Genomic DNA, 21,653 nt, shown 5'->3' with positions numbered 1-21,653 from the left:
AAGAGGGGCAACCCGCTTTGCGACTAGCCCCATTTTTTGATGGTCAGCGACTGTGGGTCAAGGAATGATCAAGAAAAGGCATTAAGGAGCTTGATGGCCGCACAAGCCGCGCCAAACCCATTGTCGATATTGACCGTCATTAGCCCAGCGGCACAGCTTCCTAAACAGGAATGCAGAGCAAGCTGTCCCCCCTCTGATACGCCATAGCCTACTGAGGTGGGCACGGCAATAATGGGCCTGTGTGTCATACCTGATAAAACGGTAGGTAGTGCTGCTTCCATACCTGCGACTGCAATTATGACTTTCGCCTTGTTGATCTCTTCTAGGGCATTGTTTAAGCGCCATAGAGCGGATACGCCGACGTCCTCATACAAGCTAGCTGAATAGCCATGGTAGTTCAGCGTTGTGAGGACTTCATGGCATACTCCAGTATCGGATGATCCCCCAGATACGATTGCGACTTGGTGTTCTTGTCTTTGTAATTTATAGACCTCTCCAAGTACTGCGGTATTTGATAGGGCACAATAGGTCAGATGATGGTGGTAAGTTGGCTTTAACTGAGACCACTTTTCTTTAGTGAGCCGGGTAAACAAGAACCTGACTTGGTTGGTTAGGCCCAGCTCAATGATGCTTTCGATCTGTGCGATGCTTTTGCGCTCACAAAGAATGGCTTCTTCGACTCCACAACGCTGTTTCCGATCAAAATCTATAATGATGTCAGACACTGTTTATCTCCTACAAAGGCACTGCCTTGTTGGTAAGGCATGAACTGGATGGGAAGGTTTGAACTGAAGTTATCAATAATCTTCGCAATGTCTCTTTTTAAAGAATCGATTTCTTGCTGCGTTAAGTTCTTGAATGTCTCGTTATCTAGCTCTATGCCTATCTGTTGTTTCTTAACTCTGCATCTTAAGGTTGCGCTGTTTATGCGCGAACGCAGGTGCTGTTCTACCGCATCGACTAAACCAAGATTGTTGTTGTCGATATGGATACCCGTTTCTATTCGGCTTGCTAGGCAGGGAGATGCTGGTAGCTTTGATATTGCTGGCAGCCCTAATTGCAAGGCAAGTTGACGGATCTCTTGTTTGTTTATCTTAGCTTCCACAAATGGGTGGACAATATTATGTTCTTTTGCAGCGATAAGCCCAGGGCGATAGTCACCTAAATCGTCTAGGTTTGTTCCAGACACGACTTGCCCAAAAGCGAGGCGTTTAAGCGTGCTGTATAAACAGGTTTTACAGTAATAACAACGATTCACGGGGTTATTTTTATAGCTTGGCGTATCGATCTCGCCAGTGGATACATACTCTATATTCCATTGATACTTTGCTGCAAATTCGCGTATACGCTGGGTATCATTAGGAGGAACTGCCGGCGAGATGGAATGCACCATTCTTGCATTGTCACCCAATACTTGGTGAGCGATAAAGGCAAGGGTCATACTGTCTACACCGCCACTTAACGCCACTGTCACTCTCTCTAGTGCCCTAACCGTTTGTTGTAAATGAGTCAGTTTATGATTGAGATTTTTCATTGACTGCCGCCGCCTCCAAATGAGATTTGATGGTTGTTTGGGATTGGTAATTCATGTTTGAGTTACCTAAATGATCAGACTCAAGCTTACTGGTAATGGAACCATCCGGTCTGGTGACCGTTTTGACCTCAAAATCTTGACCCTCTGAAGATATGGTATGGTGTAGGCGAGGAAGCACCTTTCGCATACAACTCCAATAGCGCACCCCTAAAGTAGACGTGTTATTGAAGATATATTCGATGATCGAGTCTTGATGCGATGGTGAGGCTAGAAGAGTAAAGGTGCTAATATGGCGGTTCTTCTTACCGTGAGAAATCGCCTCAGTGATCTCATGTACTCCGTGTTGTTCACGTATTCTTTCCCGAGCGATAGCCAGCATTTCACCGGTCATATCATCGATATCGAACTGAACGACACAAATCTCTTGGGATTCTATATTTTTGTTGCTTTCGGTAGACAGAAAGGATGCGCGAAGTAGATTGGCTCTATCAGTAAGCTTGCGTTTGCCAAACCCATACCCAACACCAGAGACGCAACCTTGAGCCACCGTGTGCGAAGGGCGCAACCAAGCCAAGATGGCGGCGCCGGTTGGAGTTACTCTTTCTCCTTTGATACCATCATCAAAGACAGTGAAGCCCTTCAGAAGCGTCAATGTTGCTGGCGCGGGAACCGGTATTTCTCCATGAGCACATCGAACTGTGCCACCACCCCAAGGTATTTTTGAGCATGACCAAGAGCTTGCTCGTGAATATTCAATAAGCCAGCTTGCGGACACTATATCGATAATGCAGTCCCATGCTCCAACTTCATGAAAGTGAACATCATCAACACTCTTGCCGTGAATCCCTGCCTCTGCTTGGGCTAGAAGTTCAAAAATTCCAATCGCATTTCGCCTTACTTTGTCTTCTATAGGAAGTGCGATTAGTAGCTTTTTAATGGACTTCCAGCTTCTATGCTCACCATGGTGATGGTGATGGTGATGGTCTGACCCAGCGCCCAGATCTTCCTCAACATAGAAACGTTGACCGCTAAGGCCTTTGTCCATGGCGTCTTCAGTCCAGTATTTGACTTGTGTTTGCGTGCGGACTACCTCTAACGCTTCAAATAGAGGCCTTTTTAGTTCGGGGGCCGCATCCAGTATTGCTGCTGTGAACATATCTCCCGCAATACCACCGACAAGATCTAGATGAATGTGCATAGTTTGCTCCAACCTCTGGGTTATGAGTTTACTCTTAAGTAAATTGTTAATTCTGATATGTTAGATACTTTATGTTTATTTTCTGTATTGTTCTAGTGGTTTACCCCTTTATTGATAAGGCGATTGGCGTTAGTGTGATCGGCTTCTTTAAAAGCATAATTAGTCTAGTGAGTATTTTATGGTATCTGATATGTTAGTTGTGCAACTAAAAAGAAATAATTATCTTCAAATGTCAAAATTGTTAGCAAGGTTAGTTTTATGAAAAAAATAGGGATTTTCGCACTTTCGATGTGCCCCGGATTAGCGTTGGCTCATCCGAGTCATGCAGAGGCAGGATTTGTGTCTGGTTTTATTCATCCATTTACAGGCATAGATCATCTGGCGGCAATGTTTGGCGTTGGTCTTATTTGTAGTTTATTTTTTAGCAAAGAGAAAAACTTCAAGTGGGCGATATTGTTAGTATTGGCATCAAGCTTAGGCGTTGGCGCCTTGTTGGCCGTGGTAGGCCTTAAGCTTCAGTTTATTGAGGCTATGATTACATTGTCTGTAGTGTGCGTGGGTATGCTCTTGCTGTTGGGGGGACTTGGACGTTCGATCAACCAGTGGACGGTTTGTGGCTTAGCCGTGCTTTCAGCCTTTCATGGATATGTTCATATCTTAGAAGGTTCAGGTGTGATGAACTTTGGTCAATATGCTTTAGGCTTTATTATTTCTAGTATTGCTTTGTATTTCGCTGGATTGAGCCTAGGAAATAAACTGACGTCGGTGCTAGACAAGCAAAAGCTATGTATGCTTTCAGGTGGTGCTTACATGTTAGTGGGCTTGGCACTAGGTTTATGATCTGATTTGTCTCATCAATAGTTTGGCTAATCTATTGATTTAAATCGTGATGTATCAGATTGCACACTATCACGAATTTCAGAATGAAGACTATTTTTGAGTCTGGATATCCTCTATTTGTTGCTGTGAACAACAAGATATTAGGGTAGACTTACGTGAGCTAAATTTAAGTATTGAGGTAACGAGATTGAAAGCTATTACTCGCCCTAAAAGTTTGACAGAAAATGTGGCTGAGAACCTGCGCTACTCTATTGTTAGTGGGGAATTAAAGTTAGGCCAACCACTTTCGGAAGCGTCCCTTTCCGAGACCTTTGGTGTCAGTAAAACACCAGTTCGTGAAGCTCTGTTTATCCTTAAACAAGAGGGATTAATTGATATTATTCCTCAGAAAGGAAGTTTTGTATTTCAACCTGATGAGAAATCGCTGATTGAGCTTTGTAACTTCCGTAGTTTCATGGAACCTATTGCGATTGAAGAGTCGATGAAAAACAACTCAGAGGCGTTCTTGGAATGCTTAGAGATCAGCATTGTTAAGATGGAGCACAAGTTTAAGAACAAAGACTTTAAAGCGTTTTTGTTACTTGATGGTGAATTCCATGAATCCTTCTTTAAGTATTGCGGCAACTCCTTGCTACAGAAAAGCTATGAGCTAGTGCAATTCCACATTGGTGCGATCCGTAGCCACCTTACTACCACAGAAGATGCCTATGGTGAGATTCTAGAAGACCATCGTCGTATTTATCAGATGCTGAGTACTGGAGAGATCGCTGAGGCTCAATCGACGTTGCGTAAGCATGTGTTAGATATCAAGGCCATTATTGACGCTTGTCTCGCAGTCGAGGCATAACAGCCTTTTCTGGAAAAGCGCGATGAACTAAAGAAAAGCCACTTCAAAAAGGAAGTGGCTAGATTGCTGTAACGAAGCGCTAGAAGCTTGGTATCTGAATAGTGTTCATCGCCTATTTATTTTGAAAGCGATTATAGTCTAGCAAACCATATTCAATGGGTTGGTCTTGTTCATACCAAGCGTGGATCTTATCGCTGAATGGCCAGAAACGGATATCGGTGCGTCGGATAGCAAAGCGGTCCAACAGTTCTTCGTAGTCATCATCATCTTCCACTTCTCGTATGCGTTTGACGAGTTCGGGTATCTCTCGTTCCTGCAAGCTCAAGAATGCCGCAGGGTAACTACCCAAAACGCCATTGACCAAGGTAAATGTATCCTCTTCTGGTTTACGGTTGTCTTCTTCACTAAACAAGCTCGATATGTTGGTGTGAGAGTTGTTGTGAATCAGCGTAAACACATGCTGCTCGCCGTTGTCGGCCTCTATGTTGATGGATATTAATTGTGGGAAGTATTCAATGCCTTCCCCAACGAAACTATCGATCTGGTGTAGTAGGCGTTCACTCTCTCTTTTCAAAGGCGTATTTACGATCTCATAGCGTGTTTCAAGGGCTGGAGAGACGCGCTCTTTCAGCAAAGTGAGTAATTCTGCTTTCGGCTCGTTGGTACGATATTCAATACCCGACTCTTGATTGAAAGGCTTCGCGTTTCGCGTTAGGTAATCGGTAAACTCGATGGATTGTCCCTCATACCAACTGGATAAAGTCTTGTGGCGAGTTTCTTTGGGTAATAAGGCAATGAAATTACTCTCTCCCTCGATGCGAAGCAGATCCATATACATACGAGTAATCAACTGGTGACCGAAGTTACCATAGATATCAAAGCCAGCAACTAACAAGTAATGGATGCGTTCTAATAGCGAGTAATCAATGATCCATGCGGTCTTTGGTTGATTGCCGACTAACCCCTTGGTCACGGTTGCGCTATCAAAATGTCTAAAGATAGTAAGTGCTGCGTTTGGGTTAGTGTTATCACCATCCCAGACTAAGCCGATATCAAGATGCTCTCCATTCTTGAAGTAGTCATTCATAAAGTTCGTTTTATTCGTAAGGTAAAGAGACTGTGCCTTAGAGAATTTTATCCAGTTGAATAGAGGCGTTGTGTTGCTGTCCAACTGCCCTGGTAACTTCATATTCTCGGCTTGAGAGCGGAAAAAATCATCGGCTGTTTTACTGTCAACTCGCCCTGGGCTAGTGAAGAAGACCCAAAAATGATCGTTGATGACATTGAGGGCCAATTGACCTCGACATACTGGCCCTTTAATGTAAGCCATGATGGTGTTCTGAGCCTCATCGAGAAGAAAACGATAGCGAGAGTTCACGGGAATCTCATTGAAGGCCAATATGGGATTAGAGGCGACTTCGATCTTATAGCTCGGCAATGCCGTGATGGTGTAGTCTTCTTCCTCGAACCACTCTAGCCACTTATCCATGCGTTCAGGGTTTAGCGCAAACGGCATGTGAGTTTTGTCTACGATGGTTTCGCGCTCTCTCGTTAATCGATAATAGACGCGATCCACTTTAGGGTCGCCATAGGGTCTGCGGGTTGAAATGCGCTTAATGGGCTCACCTGGAGGAGTGGAGGAGCGAACCAGATTAAAGAACACCTTGTCGTCGTGATCAGAGAAGTAGAGGTGTGATAAAAATAGGTGCTCAAAGATATAGCGACTCGTGGTCTGGCGCTTGAGACTATCTTTGTTGAAGTAGGCCTCCCACTTATTCACAGCTTCTTGTTGTTGTTTCGTTAGCGGTGCCAATTCAGACATGCTGGCACCTTGGCGAAGCCAAGCCAGCAGGGTTTGTTGCTCATCATTCGCAAGAGCTGGCATGCCATATGGCATCCCACCTAAGGGCTGCTCTTCTTTGTAGGCTTGAATTGAGTCTGAGGTTGGGCAGACAAAAGTGCGATCTAGGCTAAAGTCAAAATCGTCATCATCTAAGATGACATCATCTGGCAACGGAAATTCTTCTTTTTGGATCAGCAGCTGTGCCATAACACCGGCTTCGATGTTGGCATCCCTTCGCTGTAAGCGTTCATTTAATACGGGATAGAATCCATGCGTTCGCCACTCTTCGGTAGAAGAAGCGTCTTCATACAAACGCGTAGGCTTTGTTGCTGTGAGGCGAGCACCTTGATATACCAGCGCCGTGGTTGCTCCTCGGTCTATGCCTTCAGGAGAGGTGAGTTTTAACTGACATGGGGCATCGTAGCAGGCGTGACAAACCACGCAGCGCTTGTCGAGAATGGGTTGCACTTCATCGATGAAATATTGAGCTTGGGAGAAGTCATGAGCGACCATTCTATCCTGGACCTTTTCTGGCCCAAAAAGCTCTTCAAAGTTTAAACCCACATAAGAAGCACAGCCTGAGAAGGCAATCACGAAGGCAATCAGCGCGTACTTTTTCATTTACTATCATTTCCCTGATAAAAGTGACTCTTTTTATGATGGTTGTAACTTACCAAAGAGTCAAAATTCTTAGCCTATTGGGTTAGCTAAGCTTATTGTTCAGGGCTGTTTTCGCGTCGCTTCTAATCTTGCAGATTTCTTCGGATGTGATGTTTAAAGATTCCAAGAACGCCTGATGGGCCGAGGGCTCTCTTTGCTCAAATTGGACATGCCAATTTTGCATATCCTGCTCATCAAAGCCTGCTTGTTCCATGATCATCACCCAGCGCTCTTTGGTTAGTTGGTTATCTTCAATTAATGAAGGCTCTTCTAGGAGCATGACGATGGCCTTTTGCTGTTGCCTCAAACCTTCGATCTCGCGTTCGATAACTTTGAACTGTTCTTGTAAAGCGTGTTGCTGAGTGGATTTATTATTAGTTTCAAGAAGAGTGGCGATCTCTGATACAGGCAACCCGAAAGCCCGATAGGATAAGATACTTTGTAATCGTTGTTTTTCCTCGTCGCCATACCAACGATAACCATTCTCGGAGCGATGAGCCGGCGTCAGCAACTTCATACGCTCGTAGTACAGTACCGTTGTTCGAGAGACATTGCATTGCTTGGCAAGCCCAGTGACAGTTAGCATGATTGAGCGCGACTCCTGTTTTTTATTATTAGAGGGACGGCACTACTACTGATGACAACTAGCATTCCGACTATCGCTAGCGAATTTGGTTGCTCACCAAATATCAAGAAACCAAGCAGCAATGAATAGATAATTTTAGCGTATTCGACATTGGAGATGACATTAGCTTGCCCGTATCGGTAAGCCGAAATTCCAACCCATTGTGCAATAGACGACAGAAAACCTACTGCGACTAATTGCAGCAGTTGTTGCGGGTCAGGCCAAGTCCATGTGAACATACTTGGAATAAAAGCAAAGGCGCCAACAAAGAAGGCTTGGTAGGCAAGTAAGGTTATTTTTGGTTCAACTTGAGCGACTTTTCTCACGCATATCACAGCGGTTGCAGCGCCAAGAGCCCCGAGCATACCTAATGCAATATATAGCAAGGGGGAGTCATCGAATCCAGGCTGAACAACCAGCATCACACCTATAAAGCCAACAGCAATCGTGGTTATTCTTGAGGTGGTGAGGGATTCAGCTAAGTAGATTCGAGAGATCACAGCAACAAACAGCACCTGTGTAAAGCCAAGTGCTGTAGCGTCCGCCAAAGGGATGTTGCTCACAGTAATGAAGCCGAGATAAAGAGCCGTAAAGGCACCAAGAATGCGAAAGCTGTGTAGCTTGATGTTGGTTGGTTTGAGGATGATATGAATGTTCTGGTAAATCGCAGGCAATAAGACGGCTAGGAATATCATCTGCCTAAAAAGTAGGATCTGAAATACATCGATACTAGTACTGAGCTGTTTGACCAACACAGCCACCAGAGTAAATAGAAGCGTGGAGATGAGAGCCAGCCCGATCCCTATCTTATTGGAAGCCGTAGGGTCGCAGGTTAACGCCCCAAGTTTTGTTCTTAGCTTTGTTATTGTTGACACTAGGTCCTCCTATTCATGATGGCAGGAGAATAAGCCCTATACCTATAGACGGGTCAATATGGATCAATGATAAAAGTAGCCTAGGGAGAAGGGTATCCCTAGGCATAGTTTTAGTAGAACTCAACAGTACCCTTAGTTGTTTGCTTAGCGCGGTACATAGCCTTGTCGGCATTATCTAACAAGACCATCGCATCGGTGGAGTCCTTTGGAGAGATGGCAACGCCGGTACTAAAGCGAACGTTTAACTGATGACCTTTGTGAGTTATGGGGTGACGAATTTTATCTACTAAGGCGTTAACGATAGTGCTTACTTCTTCTTCCGCACGAACAGATTGGAGTAGAACCACAAATTCATCACCCCCATATCGATACACTTCATCAGTAGTGCGTACGGTCCTTTTTAATCTGCTAGCAACGGTTTGCAATAAAATATCCCCAAACTCGTGGCCGAGCTCATCATTTATGCTCTTAAATCCATCCATACCGATAAAACACACTGCAGTTACTGTTCCCTCTATCTGGCTGTTTTGTATCGCACTTTCTACGTCAGCATACAGATTAAAACGATTATTCACGCTGGTGAGTTCGTCGGTATGGGCTTTGGTGTGCAGATCGGCATGTCGCTGGTGGATGCTTTCACTCATTTTGTAAAAACGTCCCATTAGGTAACCAATTTCATCTCGTGGAAGGTAATCGACTACGTCTTGCTGTTTACCTTGTTCAATCTTTTGTGTGGCGTCGAGTAGTTTGGTTAAAGGGGTAAACAAAGTACGATTGATGGTAATCATGGTAAAGAATGCAAGAAACAGCATCACTATGGTTTCTATCACTATCATCATAGTGATGTAGGCTCGGGCCTCACGATAGTCGCCTTTACGTTGCTCTAGCAGTCGTTTTTCTTCACTGTTGAATACCAATAGGTGACGACGAATATTATCCATAAACTTTTTGCCCACATTTGAGCGCACTAGTTTTAATGCCTCGGCGGGTTGGTCGTTATACAGGTCGATACTAAAAGCTAATTCTTCGAGTTTGTTGTCGATGTCTTCGACCAGTTCATCGAGTAAAATTTGTTGCTCTTGATTATCTGAGGTTAAGGTCTTTAACTCTTCCCAGATAAACTTGATTTCATCTCGAGAGCGAAAGTAGGGTTCGAGGTAATAACTCTGTCCAGTGAGTAAGTAACCTCGTTGGCCTGTTTCGGCATCAGATACTGCATTCAATAAATCGCCAGAGGTCTGCAATACTTGGTTGGTATGCGTTACCCATTGTAGTTTGCTCTCGCTACGAGACTCTAGAAAGTAGACAAAGACAATGTTAGCGATAGAGAAAAAGAACAAGGTTCCCAATAGCAGCTTAAGCCTGGTTTTAATAGTCACGAATAAAGTCCTTTAGTTTCGTGTTAACTGTTTTGTTAGATAGCCGAAAAGGGCATCGGCTAGACGATGTGAGGCGATGTTTCTTTCAATGATTCGTGTATCCAAATGCCCGCTATTGACCACCTCTAGCCAGTCAGTGAGCATAGGATGAAAGCCCTTGCTCTCAAGCATTGGTGTCCAATCTTTTAGGTTGAGGTGACGCTCTTGGTTCTCTTGCCAACATCTTCCTGTATAAAAGGAGTCGAACTCATAAGCTTTATTTCGATAGCAGGCACTCACTCTTTCTCGAGTAATGCCAAACTGTCGATTCATACTGGCATGCAATAGGGTTTCCCCAACCTGCCACTGAACATCGATTCGCGCCAACTTACTGCCTGACATTTGATGAACTACATGCACATCATTGAGATTGGCTTGCGCATTGAGGTTAACGCTATCAAGTGGGTGAATAAAATCATCAAAGATAAACGTGCGAATATCCCCCGTCAGATCATACCTATTCTTCTCCCAATGTAACGCTTTGAGCTCCCCTGCTTTTTGTTGCTTCAATTCAGGAATGTGTTGGTTGTACAGTGGGATGTGTCGGCGATTGAACCCTACATAAAGAGGAACCCTGCTTTTGGCTGCGGTCTCATAAAGCATTTCGACATCAGAAACGGAGTCAGCCAGGGGTTTATCAACAAAGGTCGCTATGCCTTTCTCTAGGAAGAATTTGGCAATCTGTGTGTGTGAGGAAGTGGCTGAGTGAATCATGACGGCATCGACCCCTAAGCCAAGCAGTTCGCGATAATCGCGACAGCAAAGCTCAATTCGATATTGTAGCGCGAGCTCATCTAGCACTTGCTTTGAACGAGTACAAAGCACCAGTTCTATACCGGTCAGCTGAGTGATATAGGGGAGATAAGCCTTTTGAGCAATATCACCTAAGCCAATGATTCCTATCTTCATTTCTTATTCCACTTGTTATTATTTTGCCACTTTATCAGAGTTGAGTGGGCAAAAACTAATCTTCTTTTCTTAAACAGAAGAATAATGCGGATTGAGTTCTGATATTTATATTGGAAATTTCAGTTTTATAAATGAGCTTATTTTTTTGTATTCATGTCCTAGGCAGAATGTACTCATCAAATCGAGATACACATTTGGAAATGAATATGAAAAAGATTTTAGTTCTAATTACATTGGCATCAGCGGTAGCGATGACGGGTTGTTCTTCATCTGAACCTACTCGTGCAGAACAAGCCAAAGATAAGGTGCAAGATGTGGTTGAGGCTTATGGTTACGATCCTGAATATGGAAACGAGGCGCCCTTACCACCGACAGAAAACCCTATCCGTGATACAGAGAGAATCGATGAAGCGAAAGCCATGATTCAAGCGGCAAAAGATGCTATCGCTATCAATGATGGTGGATTTGAGAGTGATATCCCTAAAGATAACCCTGAGCTGGATTGGGTTCGCGAACTCGAGAGAACAGAAGGCGATGGTACCAAAATATATGGGATCTACCACAATGGTAATCGCGTTGCTGAAGTAGAGATGAAGCCTGATGGCACGGGCACCATTACGATAAATGACCCAGATAATATTCGTGAAGATAAAGTCGTTGCAGAGATCGTGAAAGTTGATGGTTATAACGCTTACTTCATTGAGGGCGAAGCCAATAATGACTACGTCATTATCAACGGAAAACTCATCAAGGTTGAGGGTGATCGCCTTGAGCAAATAAGCTCTATTGATAAGCAGCAACTTAAAGCCAAAGCTCAACGAGTCAAGATGAAGATAAAAGCACATCGCATCAGCGGTTAGCATTTAAGAAAACGATAACTTGCTTGGGAAGGCTCTTTAGATGGTGATCTAGGAGCCTTTTTTATGACTGTTTGATGGAGCTAAGATGAAACTACTTTGGCCCGCTTTACTCTGTTCTATTTTTTCATCCTGCGCTCTAGGTGCAGTGGAAGACATCAAGGTTAATCTGCAAGCTTCTCAGTATGATGGTGACTATCTGGGAGTGTTGCGTGTGGGTTACGATTTTACTGATCAGTTCTCTGCCTCTATCGATATTGATACAGAAAAATACCTAGAAGTGGGCGCTTCATATTCAGTGATCAAAGGTAATTGGTATCTAGAGACCTACGCTCGCTATGGATTTGGTGATGAACTATCGATGACTCTAGAAAATGAGCAAAACCTCAAGTATCAGACTCATATCTATGATGTGGGATTTCTGGCAGGAAAAGCCATTAATAATCAGGTTTTTACATATCTGGATACATCAATTCAATATCGTAACCCTAGCCATAATATTGATCTACCCAGCATGGTTGATGGTTCAGTAGCTTATGAGTTGAATCAACAGACTGAATGGAACAATACGTTAGCTGTGGACTACTCACCAATAGATTGGCTCAGTTTGGGGCTAAGCTACAACTTCGATTTTTTATTGGGCGACCATCCATACGAAAATAATTTGAGAGACAGCGTGGATGTTTCCGTTAGCTTAAATTTGCCTTACATAACGCCCTATGCCCGATATACGAAAGGTGAATATCGTGTTCGTCCGAACCAACCGGTTGAAGACTCAAGCTATACCGAAATAGGCTTCTACTTTAGCTTTTAAGATCTGAACTATGAACCTTTGTATGTACTGTCCCTATTCTGGAGAATAGTTCATACTTAATTGTCTGAAAAATATACCTTTTCATCTTCTAATGGCGCAAGTTTATACAATATAGAGCTACACTTATCAGATATCTGTAAGTCTCGTTGTTTTAGTACCTGAGATAAATTAGAGTATATGCTCTAATTTTGAGGTGTGAACGCCACAAGGAAGAGTGTGAAGTTGAAATTTAAACGTATTGCGGTTGCGTTAGTGTGTGGATTGTCCTTGCCTGTCAGTGCTCAAGAGGTGACCTTTACCCAAGCGTGGCAACTGGTACAGCAGCAAAACAACTCGTTGGCCGCGGGTCAAGCGAACATAGCAAGGTATCAAAACCTAGAAAGTGCAAAGAAGAGCTTGAGCTTACCGTCTATTACTCTAAGCGCGAACTACACGCGTCTAGATGATGACGTTACCTTAAGTGGCGAGCAGCTAGCGGACAGTATCACCACACCGACAGCTTTGCCTCCAGTATCCATTCCATTTTTAGCCAACTCATACTCCACAATTGCAGAAAAAGATGTATTTACCTCTTCCATTCGTGCAGTTTGGCCCATCTTTACTGGCGGGAAAATCATTTCGGCTCAATCCATTGCTCAGGCACAAACGGAAGAAGCGAGAGCCCAATTGGAGATGGATAGACAAGCACGCTATGAAGACCTAGCGAAGTACTATTTTGGCGTGGTGTTGTCGAGACAGGTGGTTGAAACCTATGTGTCTGTTGAGAGTGGGCTCAAGCAACATGCCGAGTTTGCAACCAAGCTCGAGCAGCAGGGGCAAATTGCCAAAGTTGAGCGACTTCAGGCTGATGCATCTTTGGCCAAGGCAGTCGTAGATCGCAGGAAATCCGAGCGCGACCTGCAGATTGCTACCAGTGCACTGACTCAAATCTTAAATCAGCAACAAACCGTTTCCCCCACAAGTGATTTATTTATCAATGACAACCTACCGCCACTGAGTGCTTTTACTAATGAAACCCTGACCTCTTATCCAGGTCTTTCCATTCTTGATGCCAAGGAAAGCCAGGCAAAGGGCTTAACCAAGGTGGAAAAAGGGAAGTATTATCCTGATGTGTACTTATACGGTGATTACAGCCTGTATGAAGACGACACCTTAGCGGCTCAACTGACACCGGATTGGTTTGTGGGCATAGGTATCAATGTACCTATCTTGGAAAACAGTGGACGCTCTGGCCAGCTTGAGGCTGCACATAGTGCGATACTGCAGATCTCCCATTTAAGAGCTCAAGCCAAACAGGATTTATCTGTATTGGTGCAAAAAACCTACCTTGAGGCTGAGCAGTCAATGGAAGAGGTTAAGGGATTGCAGGTAAGTATAGCGTTAGCCGAAGAAAACCTTCGTCTGCGTAAGAAGATGTTCAGCCAAGGTTTGTCCAACTCGCTGGATGTTGTCGATGCTGAACTGTACCTAGCCAGTATCCAAACGCAACAGCATGTTGCTCGATTCAATTACCTTATCTCTCTCAATAAGCTTCTTGCTCTAAGCGGCAAGATGAACACGTTTGACCAATATGAAAGTCGCTCGATCTCAGGAACATCAACCAATGCGAGCATTCAAGGAGAAGCCAATGTCAACTAAAACCCCTATCGCTGTTGTAGCGATTGTCCTAGCAGGTCTTGTTGGATACGGCTTTTATGAGGCGTATAAGCCTCAGCCTGTAAGAATTCAAGGACAAATGACGGCACAGCAATACAGTATCTCGTCTAAGGTTCCGGGGCGCATAGACACTGTAGACGTAAAGAGCGGCGATATTATCAAGAAAGGCGATCTCGTCTTTACTATCTACAGCCCAGAGATTGAAGCCAAGCTTGAACAAGCAAAAGCGGGTCAAGAAGCTGCGGGTGCACTCGCTCAAGAAGCAGAAAACGGTGCCCGGGTTCAACAAATTGCGGCAGCCCGTGATCAGTGGCGAAAAGCGAAAGCGGCGGCCGAGCTCATGGAGAAAACCTTTCGTCGAGTGGATAGCCTGTATCAAGATGGGGTTGTAGCCGAACAGAAGCGCGATGAAACCTACACACAATGGCAAGCGGCTAAATACACTGAAAATGCGGCTTATCAAATGTACCTATTAGCACAAGAAGGTGCGCGTTCAGAAACCAAGAAAGCGGCCAGTGAAAAGGCGCGTATGGCCGCTGGTGCCGTTGCAGAAGTGGAGGCTTATGTCGCGGATACTCAGATAGAGAGCTGGTTTGATGGTGAGGTCTCACAAGTGTTGCTTCACAGTGGAGAGCTTGCTCCGCAAGGCTTTCCGGTAGTGACTGTGATTGATACCCAAGATTCTTGGGCAGTATTCAATGTTCGAGAAGACAGATTAAAGCATTTTGAGAAGGGAACTGAGATCACTGCTTATGTGCCAGCATTAGATAAAGACGTGAGCTTTCGAGTGGCGCATATCTCGGTCATGGGAGACTTTGCTACTTGGAGAGCGACGGACAGTAGCCAAGGCTTTGACCTACGGACTTTTGAGATAGAAGCTCGTCCTTTGGAGAACCCAGAGCAGTTTCGCATCGGTATGAGCGTGGTATTGACACTGGATGAGAGCGAGTAATCGCAATGCTGAGTTTTGTTGCCGATGAATGGCAAAGACTGTGGCGAGATAAATGGCTATTAGCCTCTATCACTTGGCTACCCATACTGGTGGCTATTAGCGTGTGGTGGATATTTTCTCAAGGCATTGCACGCTCTCTCCCTATAGCGATCGTTGACCATCAACAGAGCATTATCTCACAACAGCTAGTGCGATACCTAGATGCAAGCGATACCATGCAGGTTAGTGCTCACTTTCAAGATGAGCACCAAGCCAAAAGGGCATTAAGTGGTAGTGATATCTATGCTTATGTGGTGATCCCTCGCGATTTTGACCGAGACATTTACCTCTCCAATCCCCCGCAAATTAGTGTCTTTTACAACAGCCAATACATCTTGGTGGGCAAGCTGATCAATTCTGCAGTGTTGCGTTCTATCGGTACATTTGATGCTCAGATTGAAACCATCAAAAAATTGGCTGCTGGTGATGCCACCTTTAAGAGCGCGTTGGGCCAAGCCGTGAACGTACGTACTCAAATCACGCCCCTATTCAATCTCAACAGCAATTACGCTCAATTTTTAGTTTCTGCAATTGTCCCTGCAATTTGGCAGATAGTCATAGTGGTCGGCACCATCTTGACCCTAGCAATGCATAAACGAACAGGCTTGATTGAACGCTGGGTTCAGGATGGATTAATGACCAACCTAGCCAAAACTCTTGCTTGTTATATTCCCATCTATCTTGCTCTTGGCGTTGGATTTTTAGTCTGGTTTTATGCTTGGCTACAATGGCCGATGCAGGGGAGTTATCTGGTGTTGTTATTGGCTCAACTGGTAACAATTGTGGCCTGTATGCTGGTAGGTTGCGTCTTCTTCTTTATTACCTATGATGCAGCAAGAGCGCTTAGCTTTGCCGGTGCGTTTACTGCCCCTGGCTTTGCCTTTATGGGTATCACCTTTCCTGTGACCGATATGAATTTTCTCGCTCAGTTTTGGCGTGGTTTGTTGCCAATCAGCCATTATATCGAGGCGCAGGTAAGCCAAGTCTCATATGCCGTACCTAACGTTCAAACCCTTGCAATCCTTACTCCAATGTTGGGCTACCTATTGCTTACGCTGGTGATTGTGAAACTTGCACCCATGAAAATAAGAGAAGCCAACCTATGAGTTGGGTAGATGTGTTTAAGCAAGAGTTGAGAGCCATACTGACGAATCCTGTGGTAGTGCTCACTATCTTTGGTGGGGTGGTCTTCTATTCTTTTTTGTATCCACTTCCTTATGCAAAACAGACACCAAGTGAGCAACAGATTACGGTAGTCAACTTGGACAAGAGCAAGGTAAGCTTTGACTTAGAACGAATGGTCGACGCCACCTCTCAGATCAAAATAGTGGAACGCGCGCACAGTGTAGAGCAGGCGAAAAGCCAATTCCTCAATGGAGACGTCAGAGGCATCTTGGTGATTCCTGAGCATTTCTATAGAGATTTGTTGCTAGGTAAGAGTCCTACATTATCTTTTGCTGGTGATGCTTCCTATTTTCTTGTCTACGGCACCATTGCCGAGGGTCTAGCTAGAGCGGGTGGTACATTGGCAGCACAGGCTAAGGTGGCTAGATTGGTGATGGAAGGCGAGCCTATTGCTAGCGCAGCCAAGCACCACGCCTCTATTGACGTGAATATGAAGCCTACTTTCAATGTGACCGGTGGATATGTCAATTATGTGGTTCCAGCGGTGTTTGTATTGATTCTTCAGCAAACCCTAGTGATGGGTGTCGGCTTGGTAGGAGCGACCATAGCAAAGCGAGAGTCATGGGCTAGATTGTTGGCTCGAGTCGTTTGCTTTACCGGATTTTACTACGTTCTAAGTGCCTATTACTTCGGCTGGAGCTTCGATTTTTACTCGGTTTCTAGGTTGGCTAACCCTTGGCAGCTAATGACGTTTGTGACCCCCTTCCTACTCTCTTCGATTATGATTGGCTTGTTGCTAGGAATCGTATTGCCCAGACGAGAGCTCGTCACTGTGCTGGTACTGATGAGCTCTATGCCTCTAGTGTTCAGTGCTGGGTTTATATGGCCATTGGAGTCTATCCCTACGCCACTAATCTGGGCTTCAAATCTGTTTCCAAGTACCCCCGCAATCCAAGGGTTGTTGAAACTCAACCAAATGGGCGCTGACTTCTCTCAGATTACCCCTCAATACTTCACTTTGTTAGCTCAGGTGTTTGGTTGGGGTGTGTTGGTTTGGTTTTTTAGGGGTAGACAATACAACACCTAATACCCGGTCAACTCCATATATCCGTTACCCGAATGGCTTCCTGTTATCGTCACTGGGCCTTCCCAATAGGGGATGGTTAAGGGCATCTTGGCATTGGGATTGAGTGCTAAGATATTGAGGTCGATCTGCTGAGAGGGGATCTTAAGCTGCCATTTAGTTGGGTATGGGCGACCTTCGATGGAGGTTTGCTCGGTTGCAGTGAGGGATATTTCACTCTCAGTCAGCGTGGTTGATTCACCATTGCTGTACATCAGTCTTGCGTGGGAGTAACTAGCGTCACCTGACTTGGAGTCTCTGAGTTGAAAGACAACAAGGCTTGTTTTTGCGTCGAGCCTTAGGGCAAACCAATCCCAACCTTGCTGTGAATCGAGAAGAAACTGCGAACTCCACTCCCTGTCTATCCAGCCTTGCCCTTTGACCTGGTGTGATTTGCCATCAATGGTGACTTCGCCTTGGACTGAGATGAATGGCTGACTGTAATAATAAGAGGCGACACTGCCATCGGCACTTTTCTCGCTGTAGCCTTCTTCGCCTTGCTTTTGATATGGCGCAGCACTGTTCAGTGTCAATGAATAACTGAAGCCTTTAGAGGTGACATCTAGGGTCGCGGGGAACATATCGGTAGTAGAAGAGCGCCATTGCCAATCATCCAGAAATACCCTAAATGGGTCGTTGTCCACACCCGCAAGCATCGGATTGTCACGCGACCATTTTTCGTCGGCATAATGAATCTCATCTGTGGTCACTGCGCTATGAGCCATATAAAGTTGCTGGCTATGCCAGATCTCAAGAGAGGCTATATCCTCTTGTTGAGTCGCTTCTGGTTCAATCGCAACGCGAAATTGTGTCCATTGTATTCCTAGTGCGTCACCATTTTCATCAATGAGATTGGCCGTTAAGTACCACCATTCATGTCTAAAATCAGGGTGTGCGCCATGATCCTTTGGGTATTCAATGGCTTTTCCTGCAAGTACCTTGGCGTAATCAGTATCACTTTCTCCCAGCCAATTGCCTAACCCATCAGATTTTTGTTCTTCACAGCCTACGATGGTCAGTAGCAAGGTGAGAAGGAATAGTTTAGAGAAGAGATTCATTTACAACACCTCGCTTTGCAAACTGGTCACCACAGGTCGATTAACTAAGCGCCAAAGAGGTACAAGGGTAGCAATTACAGAGACCAAGATCGTGATAAGCGCAATTGAGGCGGCATCGTACCAACTCCAAAGGTAAGTGAGGCTCCAACCAAAGGCCCGTAGGGTAATAATGTCTGTCAGAACAAAGCCAACGATAGCCCCTAAAGGAATGGCGATGCAGAGGGTGAATATAACCAAGGCGATGATCTGTCCGACAACTATTGTCATCAATTTCTTTCGATTTACTCCTAAGGCATAAAGCCTTGCAATGGCGGCTTTACGAGCATCGAGCAACATGTAGCAAGCAGTGAACAAGCCGATAATAGCCACCAATAGTGTTACTGCATTTAATGCACTGGTAATGGCAAAGGTGCGACTAAAGATGTCCAAAGCGAGAGATTTTATCTTAGCTTGGTCGTAGAGTTGGCTAGGGTGTAACCCTAAGATTTGCTCCAGTTCACGGTAGGCCTTGTCTTTATCTTGGGCAACCTTAACTCCGAGGCTAGTGGGGGTAGGAGTAAACCCTTTTTCAACCCATAACCTTGGTGAGATCAGCACCTCTCCCTTCGGAGTACCATAATCGTGAAATATGGCGCCAACTTTTAACGGATAGTCTGGAAGGGCTCCTATGTGTAAGTCATCCCCTAAGTTGATATCGAGCTTGATCGCCATGGGCTCACTGATAGCGACCACTTTGCTGGCATAAAATGCTTGCCAGAACTCATCGATGGCCGACTTAAACACCATGGTTTGTTCTAGGGTATCTTTATCTTTGGTTCCTAGGATGATCGGAACACCTTGTACCGAATCATCGACATAATATTGCTTGTAGACGGTATCAATGCTTGCGAGTTCTTCTAAGGTTTCTTCTACCTTTTGCATATCTCGTTGTGAGGGACTGATGTAAATGTCCGCATGCAATCGTTGATCTAACCACTGCTTAAGAGTGGACTCAAAGCTTCCAACTAGGGTATTCATCCCAATGTTTGCTGTAACAGCCAGAAGTAGTGCCATCATTGCTAGGGACAATGGAGCGACAAGCTCTTTGAGTTCAGCAAAGAGGTAGTGGGTCAGCCCTGCTTGAGCTTGTTTTTCACTCCACTGCGCGAGTTTATGAAGCACTTTGGGCAGGTATAGAGGGACAGAAACAATGAAAAGCCCCAACCATGCCATGGTGTATCTAAAATGCTGACTTAGCCATAGCCCAAGTAGTGCAAGGATCGAGAGTGATAAACCAATTAAGAACAACCTCGTGGCATGGTTATGTTCTGGTGTTTTATAAAAACCACCATGGGAAGAAAGGGGTTGATTAATTCGTTGCTTAAAGTGCTGTAGACAAGAAATTGTGGTGACAATAAGCGTTAGTAATAAGGCTTGTCCCCACCAATGCCACTGCCATGTACCTGGCAATAGTGTTGCCCCATACAGTTGTTCCAGGGTAAGTGCGACCGTTGGATGCAACCAATGGCTAAGCTGAATACCTAGAATAAATCCAAGGCTTGTTCCAAAGAACACAAGTACAATGAGCTCAAGCAAAAGGGCGGACAGTACAGTTAAAGCGGGTGTGCCAGCCTGACGTATTTGCACCAACAATCGATTACGCTTGAGTAAACTGTATTTTACTCCGTTGTAGGCGATAAACATGCCAACAACGAAGGCGAGTAAACTCATTGCCGTCAGATTCAAATGAAAGCTATCGGTTAAGGCATCAAGGTCGGTGTCCTGTGTGTTGGCTATCCATTGCGCTTTGTTTTGGATGATATCAACCAGCGCACCCTCAGGTTGCGCATCAAACATAGCAATGTAACTGATCTGTTCGGGTTTATTGAGCAAGCGTTGTGCAAACCCTATGTCCATCAAGACCCGGCTGCCCAGTTGCCATTCTTCGGGCACCACCACCACCTTTGTAGGCACACCATCCAGCGTTAGATAATCTTTACCACCCATGCGTTCTGCTTGGGATTGACTGACCATCATTAAAGGACGTCCCGCTAGCAAGTCAGCGAGTGGAAAGTTTCCATTGAACAAGGACACCTGTGTTTGATTCTGACCGAAGCTAAGGCCAGAGGTAATGGCTGCAATGAGTTCACTGCCTTGAATGGTCAAGCGCTGTCCATTCTCGTCTCGTACTCTACCTTCAATGATGGGCAAGGAGGCACTGATACCGGATTGGCGAAGCTCAAAGTAAACAGACTGATCTAAATATTCTTGCCCTGACAAGGGAATTATTAAGCTTTCTGCGCGAGCACTTAGCTGCTCGGTTGATTCACTGTAACTTCGTTTTGCGTTGAGGTTGATGGCCTGAACAGCAACAAACAAGGTAACAGCGAGTATTATCCCTAGCGTTATCGCGGCAGCTTGTAAGGGGGCTTGTCGGTAATGAGCTATAAAGGTTCTGATCACCAACCAAAGGTGTGTGAGGGTATAGCTAGTCATGCAACTGCCCATTGGAAAGGTGGTAACGTGTGTCCATAAAATCGGCACACTCTGAGCTATGGGTCACTAGAACTACAGAGGTTTCTCCCTCTGAACTGATCTCAGTAAGCAGTCGCATCACCTCGAGCCCTGCTTGTTGATCGAGGTTGCCAGTGGGTTCATCGGCAAGTAGCAAGGCGGGCTTGTGTGCCAATGATCTTGCTATGGCCACTCGTTGTTGTTGCCCTCCAGATAATGAGGCAACGTGCCTATCTAACAGGCCATCAATTTCTAACTTCTTAACGAGATGATCACACCATTCACTCCATTTTTGATTGTTAAGGCTGAGAGGAAAGGAAATATTCTGTCTCACATTTAATGGAGTAAGAAGGTTAAATTGTTGAAATACAACGCCAAGTTTTCGGTGGCGAAATAAGCTCCATTGGGGGTCTTTCCATTGCTCAACGCTTTCTCCATTGATTGCTAGCACGCCGCTAGAAAGCGATTCGAAGCCCGCGATGACATTGAGTAGAGTGCTCTTTCCGCTACCACTTGCTCCCGTCAAGGCGACGCTTTGACCCGCATGCAATGAGAAATCGACTTGATCGAGCACGCAGTGTCTATCTTTTCCGTCTATGAATTGCTTTGTCGCTTGGCTGAGCTGAACAATTGGGTCTGTCATTTTTGTTCCTTATACTGCTTGCTCTCAGTTGATACCCATTTATTCGACCAAGTGATCATCGGGCCTGTGGGGGGGGGGAGCATGAGATTCCATCGTTGGCGACTTGAGTATAGGGCAAGATCATTTTTCTGAACGGTGTGATTT

At 45.1% G+C, this 21,653-nt stretch carries 19 protein-coding genes; 8 read left to right on the top strand and 11 right to left on the bottom strand.

What is annotated here, in order from left to right:
- Positions 1-68 precede the first annotated feature (68 nt).
- Genes larB through larC form a run of 3 tightly spaced genes read right to left on the bottom strand, consistent with a single transcriptional unit; the run spans position 69 to position 2,732 of the window.
- On the bottom strand, positions 69-725 hold the full coding sequence (gene larB, locus D5I41_RS03275) for a nickel pincer cofactor biosynthesis protein LarB (RefSeq protein ID WP_186811082.1): 657 nt from the start codon (positions 723-725) through the stop codon (positions 69-71).
- A complete protein-coding gene (gene larE, locus D5I41_RS03270) occupies positions 707-1,534 on the bottom strand; it encodes an ATP-dependent sacrificial sulfur transferase LarE (protein ID WP_119008485.1) in 828 nt (275 codons plus the stop codon). Before larE ends, larB begins: the two co-directional genes overlap by 19 nt.
- Complete coding sequence (larC, locus tag D5I41_RS03265; protein ID WP_119008484.1) at positions 1,515-2,732, bottom strand: nickel pincer cofactor biosynthesis protein LarC; 1,218 nt, start codon at positions 2,730-2,732, stop codon at positions 1,515-1,517. The genes larE and larC overlap by 20 nt, the downstream gene beginning before the upstream one ends.
- Before the next feature lie 258 nt (positions 2,733-2,990).
- On the opposite strand from larC, the gene D5I41_RS03260 reads away from it, so the two are divergent.
- Together D5I41_RS03260 and D5I41_RS03255 are read left to right on the top strand one after the other, a co-directional pair.
- Positions 2,991-3,572, top strand: coding sequence for a HupE/UreJ family protein (locus D5I41_RS03260; protein ID WP_119008483.1), 582 nt, complete (start codon positions 2,991-2,993; stop codon positions 3,570-3,572).
- Positions 3,573-3,759: 187 nt separating this feature from the next.
- Complete coding sequence (locus tag D5I41_RS03255; RefSeq protein ID WP_119008482.1) at positions 3,760-4,419, top strand: GntR family transcriptional regulator; 660 nt, start codon at positions 3,760-3,762, stop codon at positions 4,417-4,419.
- 112 nt (positions 4,420-4,531) lie between these two features.
- Here the strand turns inward: D5I41_RS03255 and D5I41_RS03250 are convergent, their stop codons facing one another.
- The 5 genes from D5I41_RS03250 to D5I41_RS03230 form a co-directional block, all read right to left on the bottom strand.
- Positions 4,532-6,883 carry a fatty acid cis/trans isomerase gene (locus D5I41_RS03250; RefSeq protein ID WP_119008481.1) on the bottom strand — a complete coding sequence of 784 codons (2,352 nt, stop codon included), beginning with the start codon at positions 6,881-6,883 and terminating at the stop codon, positions 4,532-4,534.
- Positions 6,884-6,965: 82 nt separating this feature from the next.
- Positions 6,966-7,508 carry a MerR family transcriptional regulator gene (locus D5I41_RS03245; protein WP_119008480.1) on the bottom strand — a complete coding sequence of 181 codons (543 nt, stop codon included), beginning with the start codon at positions 7,506-7,508 and terminating at the stop codon, positions 6,966-6,968.
- Entirely contained in the window at positions 7,502-8,422 is a 921-nt protein-coding gene (locus D5I41_RS03240; RefSeq protein WP_235868844.1) for a DMT family transporter, read from the bottom strand. The genes D5I41_RS03245 and D5I41_RS03240 overlap by 7 nt, the downstream gene beginning before the upstream one ends.
- Before the next feature lie 110 nt (positions 8,423-8,532).
- The gene (locus tag D5I41_RS03235; RefSeq protein ID WP_119008479.1) at positions 8,533-9,801 is read right to left on the bottom strand and encodes a diguanylate cyclase domain-containing protein; all 1,269 of its coding nucleotides are present in this window, start codon (positions 9,799-9,801) and stop codon (positions 8,533-8,535) included.
- 12 nt (positions 9,802-9,813) lie between these two features.
- Positions 9,814-10,749, bottom strand: a complete 936-nt coding sequence (locus tag D5I41_RS03230) for a Gfo/Idh/MocA family protein (RefSeq protein WP_119008478.1) — start codon at positions 10,747-10,749, stop codon at positions 9,814-9,816.
- A 206-nt stretch (positions 10,750-10,955) separates the two neighbouring features.
- On the opposite strand from D5I41_RS03230, the gene D5I41_RS03225 reads away from it, so the two are divergent.
- The 6 genes from D5I41_RS03225 to D5I41_RS03200 all read left to right on the top strand — a co-directional run bounded on the left by D5I41_RS03225 (position 10,956) and on the right by D5I41_RS03200 (position 17,279).
- Positions 10,956-11,609, top strand: a complete 654-nt coding sequence (locus tag D5I41_RS03225; protein ID WP_119008477.1) for a hypothetical protein — start codon at positions 10,956-10,958, stop codon at positions 11,607-11,609.
- 85 nt (positions 11,610-11,694) lie between these two features.
- Positions 11,695-12,420, top strand: coding sequence for a hypothetical protein (locus tag D5I41_RS03220; protein WP_119008476.1), 726 nt, complete (start codon positions 11,695-11,697; stop codon positions 12,418-12,420).
- A 216-nt stretch (positions 12,421-12,636) separates the two neighbouring features.
- Positions 12,637-14,058 (top strand): TolC family protein, encoded by a 1,422-nt coding sequence (locus D5I41_RS03215; protein WP_119008475.1) that lies wholly within the window; start codon positions 12,637-12,639, stop codon positions 14,056-14,058.
- The gene (locus D5I41_RS03210) at positions 14,048-15,028 is read left to right on the top strand and encodes an HlyD family secretion protein (RefSeq protein ID WP_119008474.1); all 981 of its coding nucleotides are present in this window, start codon (positions 14,048-14,050) and stop codon (positions 15,026-15,028) included. The genes D5I41_RS03215 and D5I41_RS03210 overlap by 11 nt, the downstream gene beginning before the upstream one ends.
- A gap of 5 nt (positions 15,029-15,033) precedes the next feature.
- Complete coding sequence (locus D5I41_RS03205; RefSeq protein WP_119008473.1) at positions 15,034-16,173, top strand: ABC transporter permease; 1,140 nt, start codon at positions 15,034-15,036, stop codon at positions 16,171-16,173.
- Positions 16,170-17,279: an ABC transporter permease gene (locus D5I41_RS03200; RefSeq protein WP_119008472.1), complete on the top strand. Its 1,110-nt coding sequence runs from the start codon at positions 16,170-16,172 to the stop codon at positions 17,277-17,279. The genes D5I41_RS03205 and D5I41_RS03200 overlap by 4 nt, the downstream gene beginning before the upstream one ends.
- Here D5I41_RS03200 and D5I41_RS03195 read toward each other — a convergent pair.
- The 3 genes from D5I41_RS03195 to D5I41_RS03185 are packed head-to-tail and all read right to left on the bottom strand — an operon-like array spanning position 17,276 to position 21,509.
- The gene (locus D5I41_RS03195) at positions 17,276-18,373 is read right to left on the bottom strand and encodes a lipocalin-like domain-containing protein (protein WP_119008471.1); all 1,098 of its coding nucleotides are present in this window, start codon (positions 18,371-18,373) and stop codon (positions 17,276-17,278) included. The genes D5I41_RS03200 and D5I41_RS03195 overlap by 4 nt on opposite strands.
- Entirely contained in the window at positions 18,374-20,848 is a 2,475-nt protein-coding gene (locus tag D5I41_RS03190) for an ABC transporter permease (RefSeq protein WP_119008470.1), read from the bottom strand.
- Complete coding sequence (locus D5I41_RS03185; protein ID WP_119008469.1) at positions 20,841-21,509, bottom strand: ABC transporter ATP-binding protein; 669 nt, start codon at positions 21,507-21,509, stop codon at positions 20,841-20,843. Before D5I41_RS03185 ends, D5I41_RS03190 begins: the two co-directional genes overlap by 8 nt.
- Between the last annotated feature and the right edge of the window lie 144 nt (positions 21,510-21,653).

Source organism: Vibrio superstes, assembly GCF_003569005.1.
Taxonomy (GTDB): Bacteria; Pseudomonadota; Gammaproteobacteria; order Enterobacterales; family Vibrionaceae; genus Vibrio; species Vibrio superstes.
This window is presented reverse-complemented; position numbering and strand designations above follow the sequence as displayed.

Coding starts and splice junctions, on each gene's coding strand:
- larE (WP_119008485.1), bottom strand. CDS start 1,534: ATGAAAAATCTCAATCATAAACTGACTCATTTACAACAAACGGTTAGG.
- larC (WP_119008484.1), bottom strand. CDS start 2,732: ATGCACATTCATCTAGATCTTGTCGGTGGTATTGCGGGAGATATGTTC.
- D5I41_RS03260 (WP_119008483.1), top strand. CDS start 2,991: ATGAAAAAAATAGGGATTTTCGCACTTTCGATGTGCCCCGGATTAGCG.
- D5I41_RS03250 (WP_119008481.1), bottom strand. CDS start 6,883: ATGAAAAAGTACGCGCTGATTGCCTTCGTGATTGCCTTCTCAGGCTGT.
- D5I41_RS03245 (WP_119008480.1), bottom strand. CDS start 7,508: ATGCTAACTGTCACTGGGCTTGCCAAGCAATGCAATGTCTCTCGAACA.
- D5I41_RS03230 (WP_119008478.1), bottom strand. CDS start 10,749: ATGAAGATAGGAATCATTGGCTTAGGTGATATTGCTCAAAAGGCTTAT.
- D5I41_RS03225 (WP_119008477.1), top strand. CDS start 10,956: ATGAAAAAGATTTTAGTTCTAATTACATTGGCATCAGCGGTAGCGATG.
- D5I41_RS03220 (WP_119008476.1), top strand. CDS start 11,695: ATGAAACTACTTTGGCCCGCTTTACTCTGTTCTATTTTTTCATCCTGC.
- D5I41_RS03210 (WP_119008474.1), top strand. CDS start 14,048: ATGTCAACTAAAACCCCTATCGCTGTTGTAGCGATTGTCCTAGCAGGT.
- D5I41_RS03205 (WP_119008473.1), top strand. CDS start 15,034: ATGCTGAGTTTTGTTGCCGATGAATGGCAAAGACTGTGGCGAGATAAA.
- D5I41_RS03200 (WP_119008472.1), top strand. CDS start 16,170: ATGAGTTGGGTAGATGTGTTTAAGCAAGAGTTGAGAGCCATACTGACG.
- D5I41_RS03195 (WP_119008471.1), bottom strand. CDS start 18,373: ATGAATCTCTTCTCTAAACTATTCCTTCTCACCTTGCTACTGACCATC.
- D5I41_RS03190 (WP_119008470.1), bottom strand. CDS start 20,848: ATGACTAGCTATACCCTCACACACCTTTGGTTGGTGATCAGAACCTTT.
- D5I41_RS03185 (WP_119008469.1), bottom strand. CDS start 21,509: ATGACAGACCCAATTGTTCAGCTCAGCCAAGCGACAAAGCAATTCATA.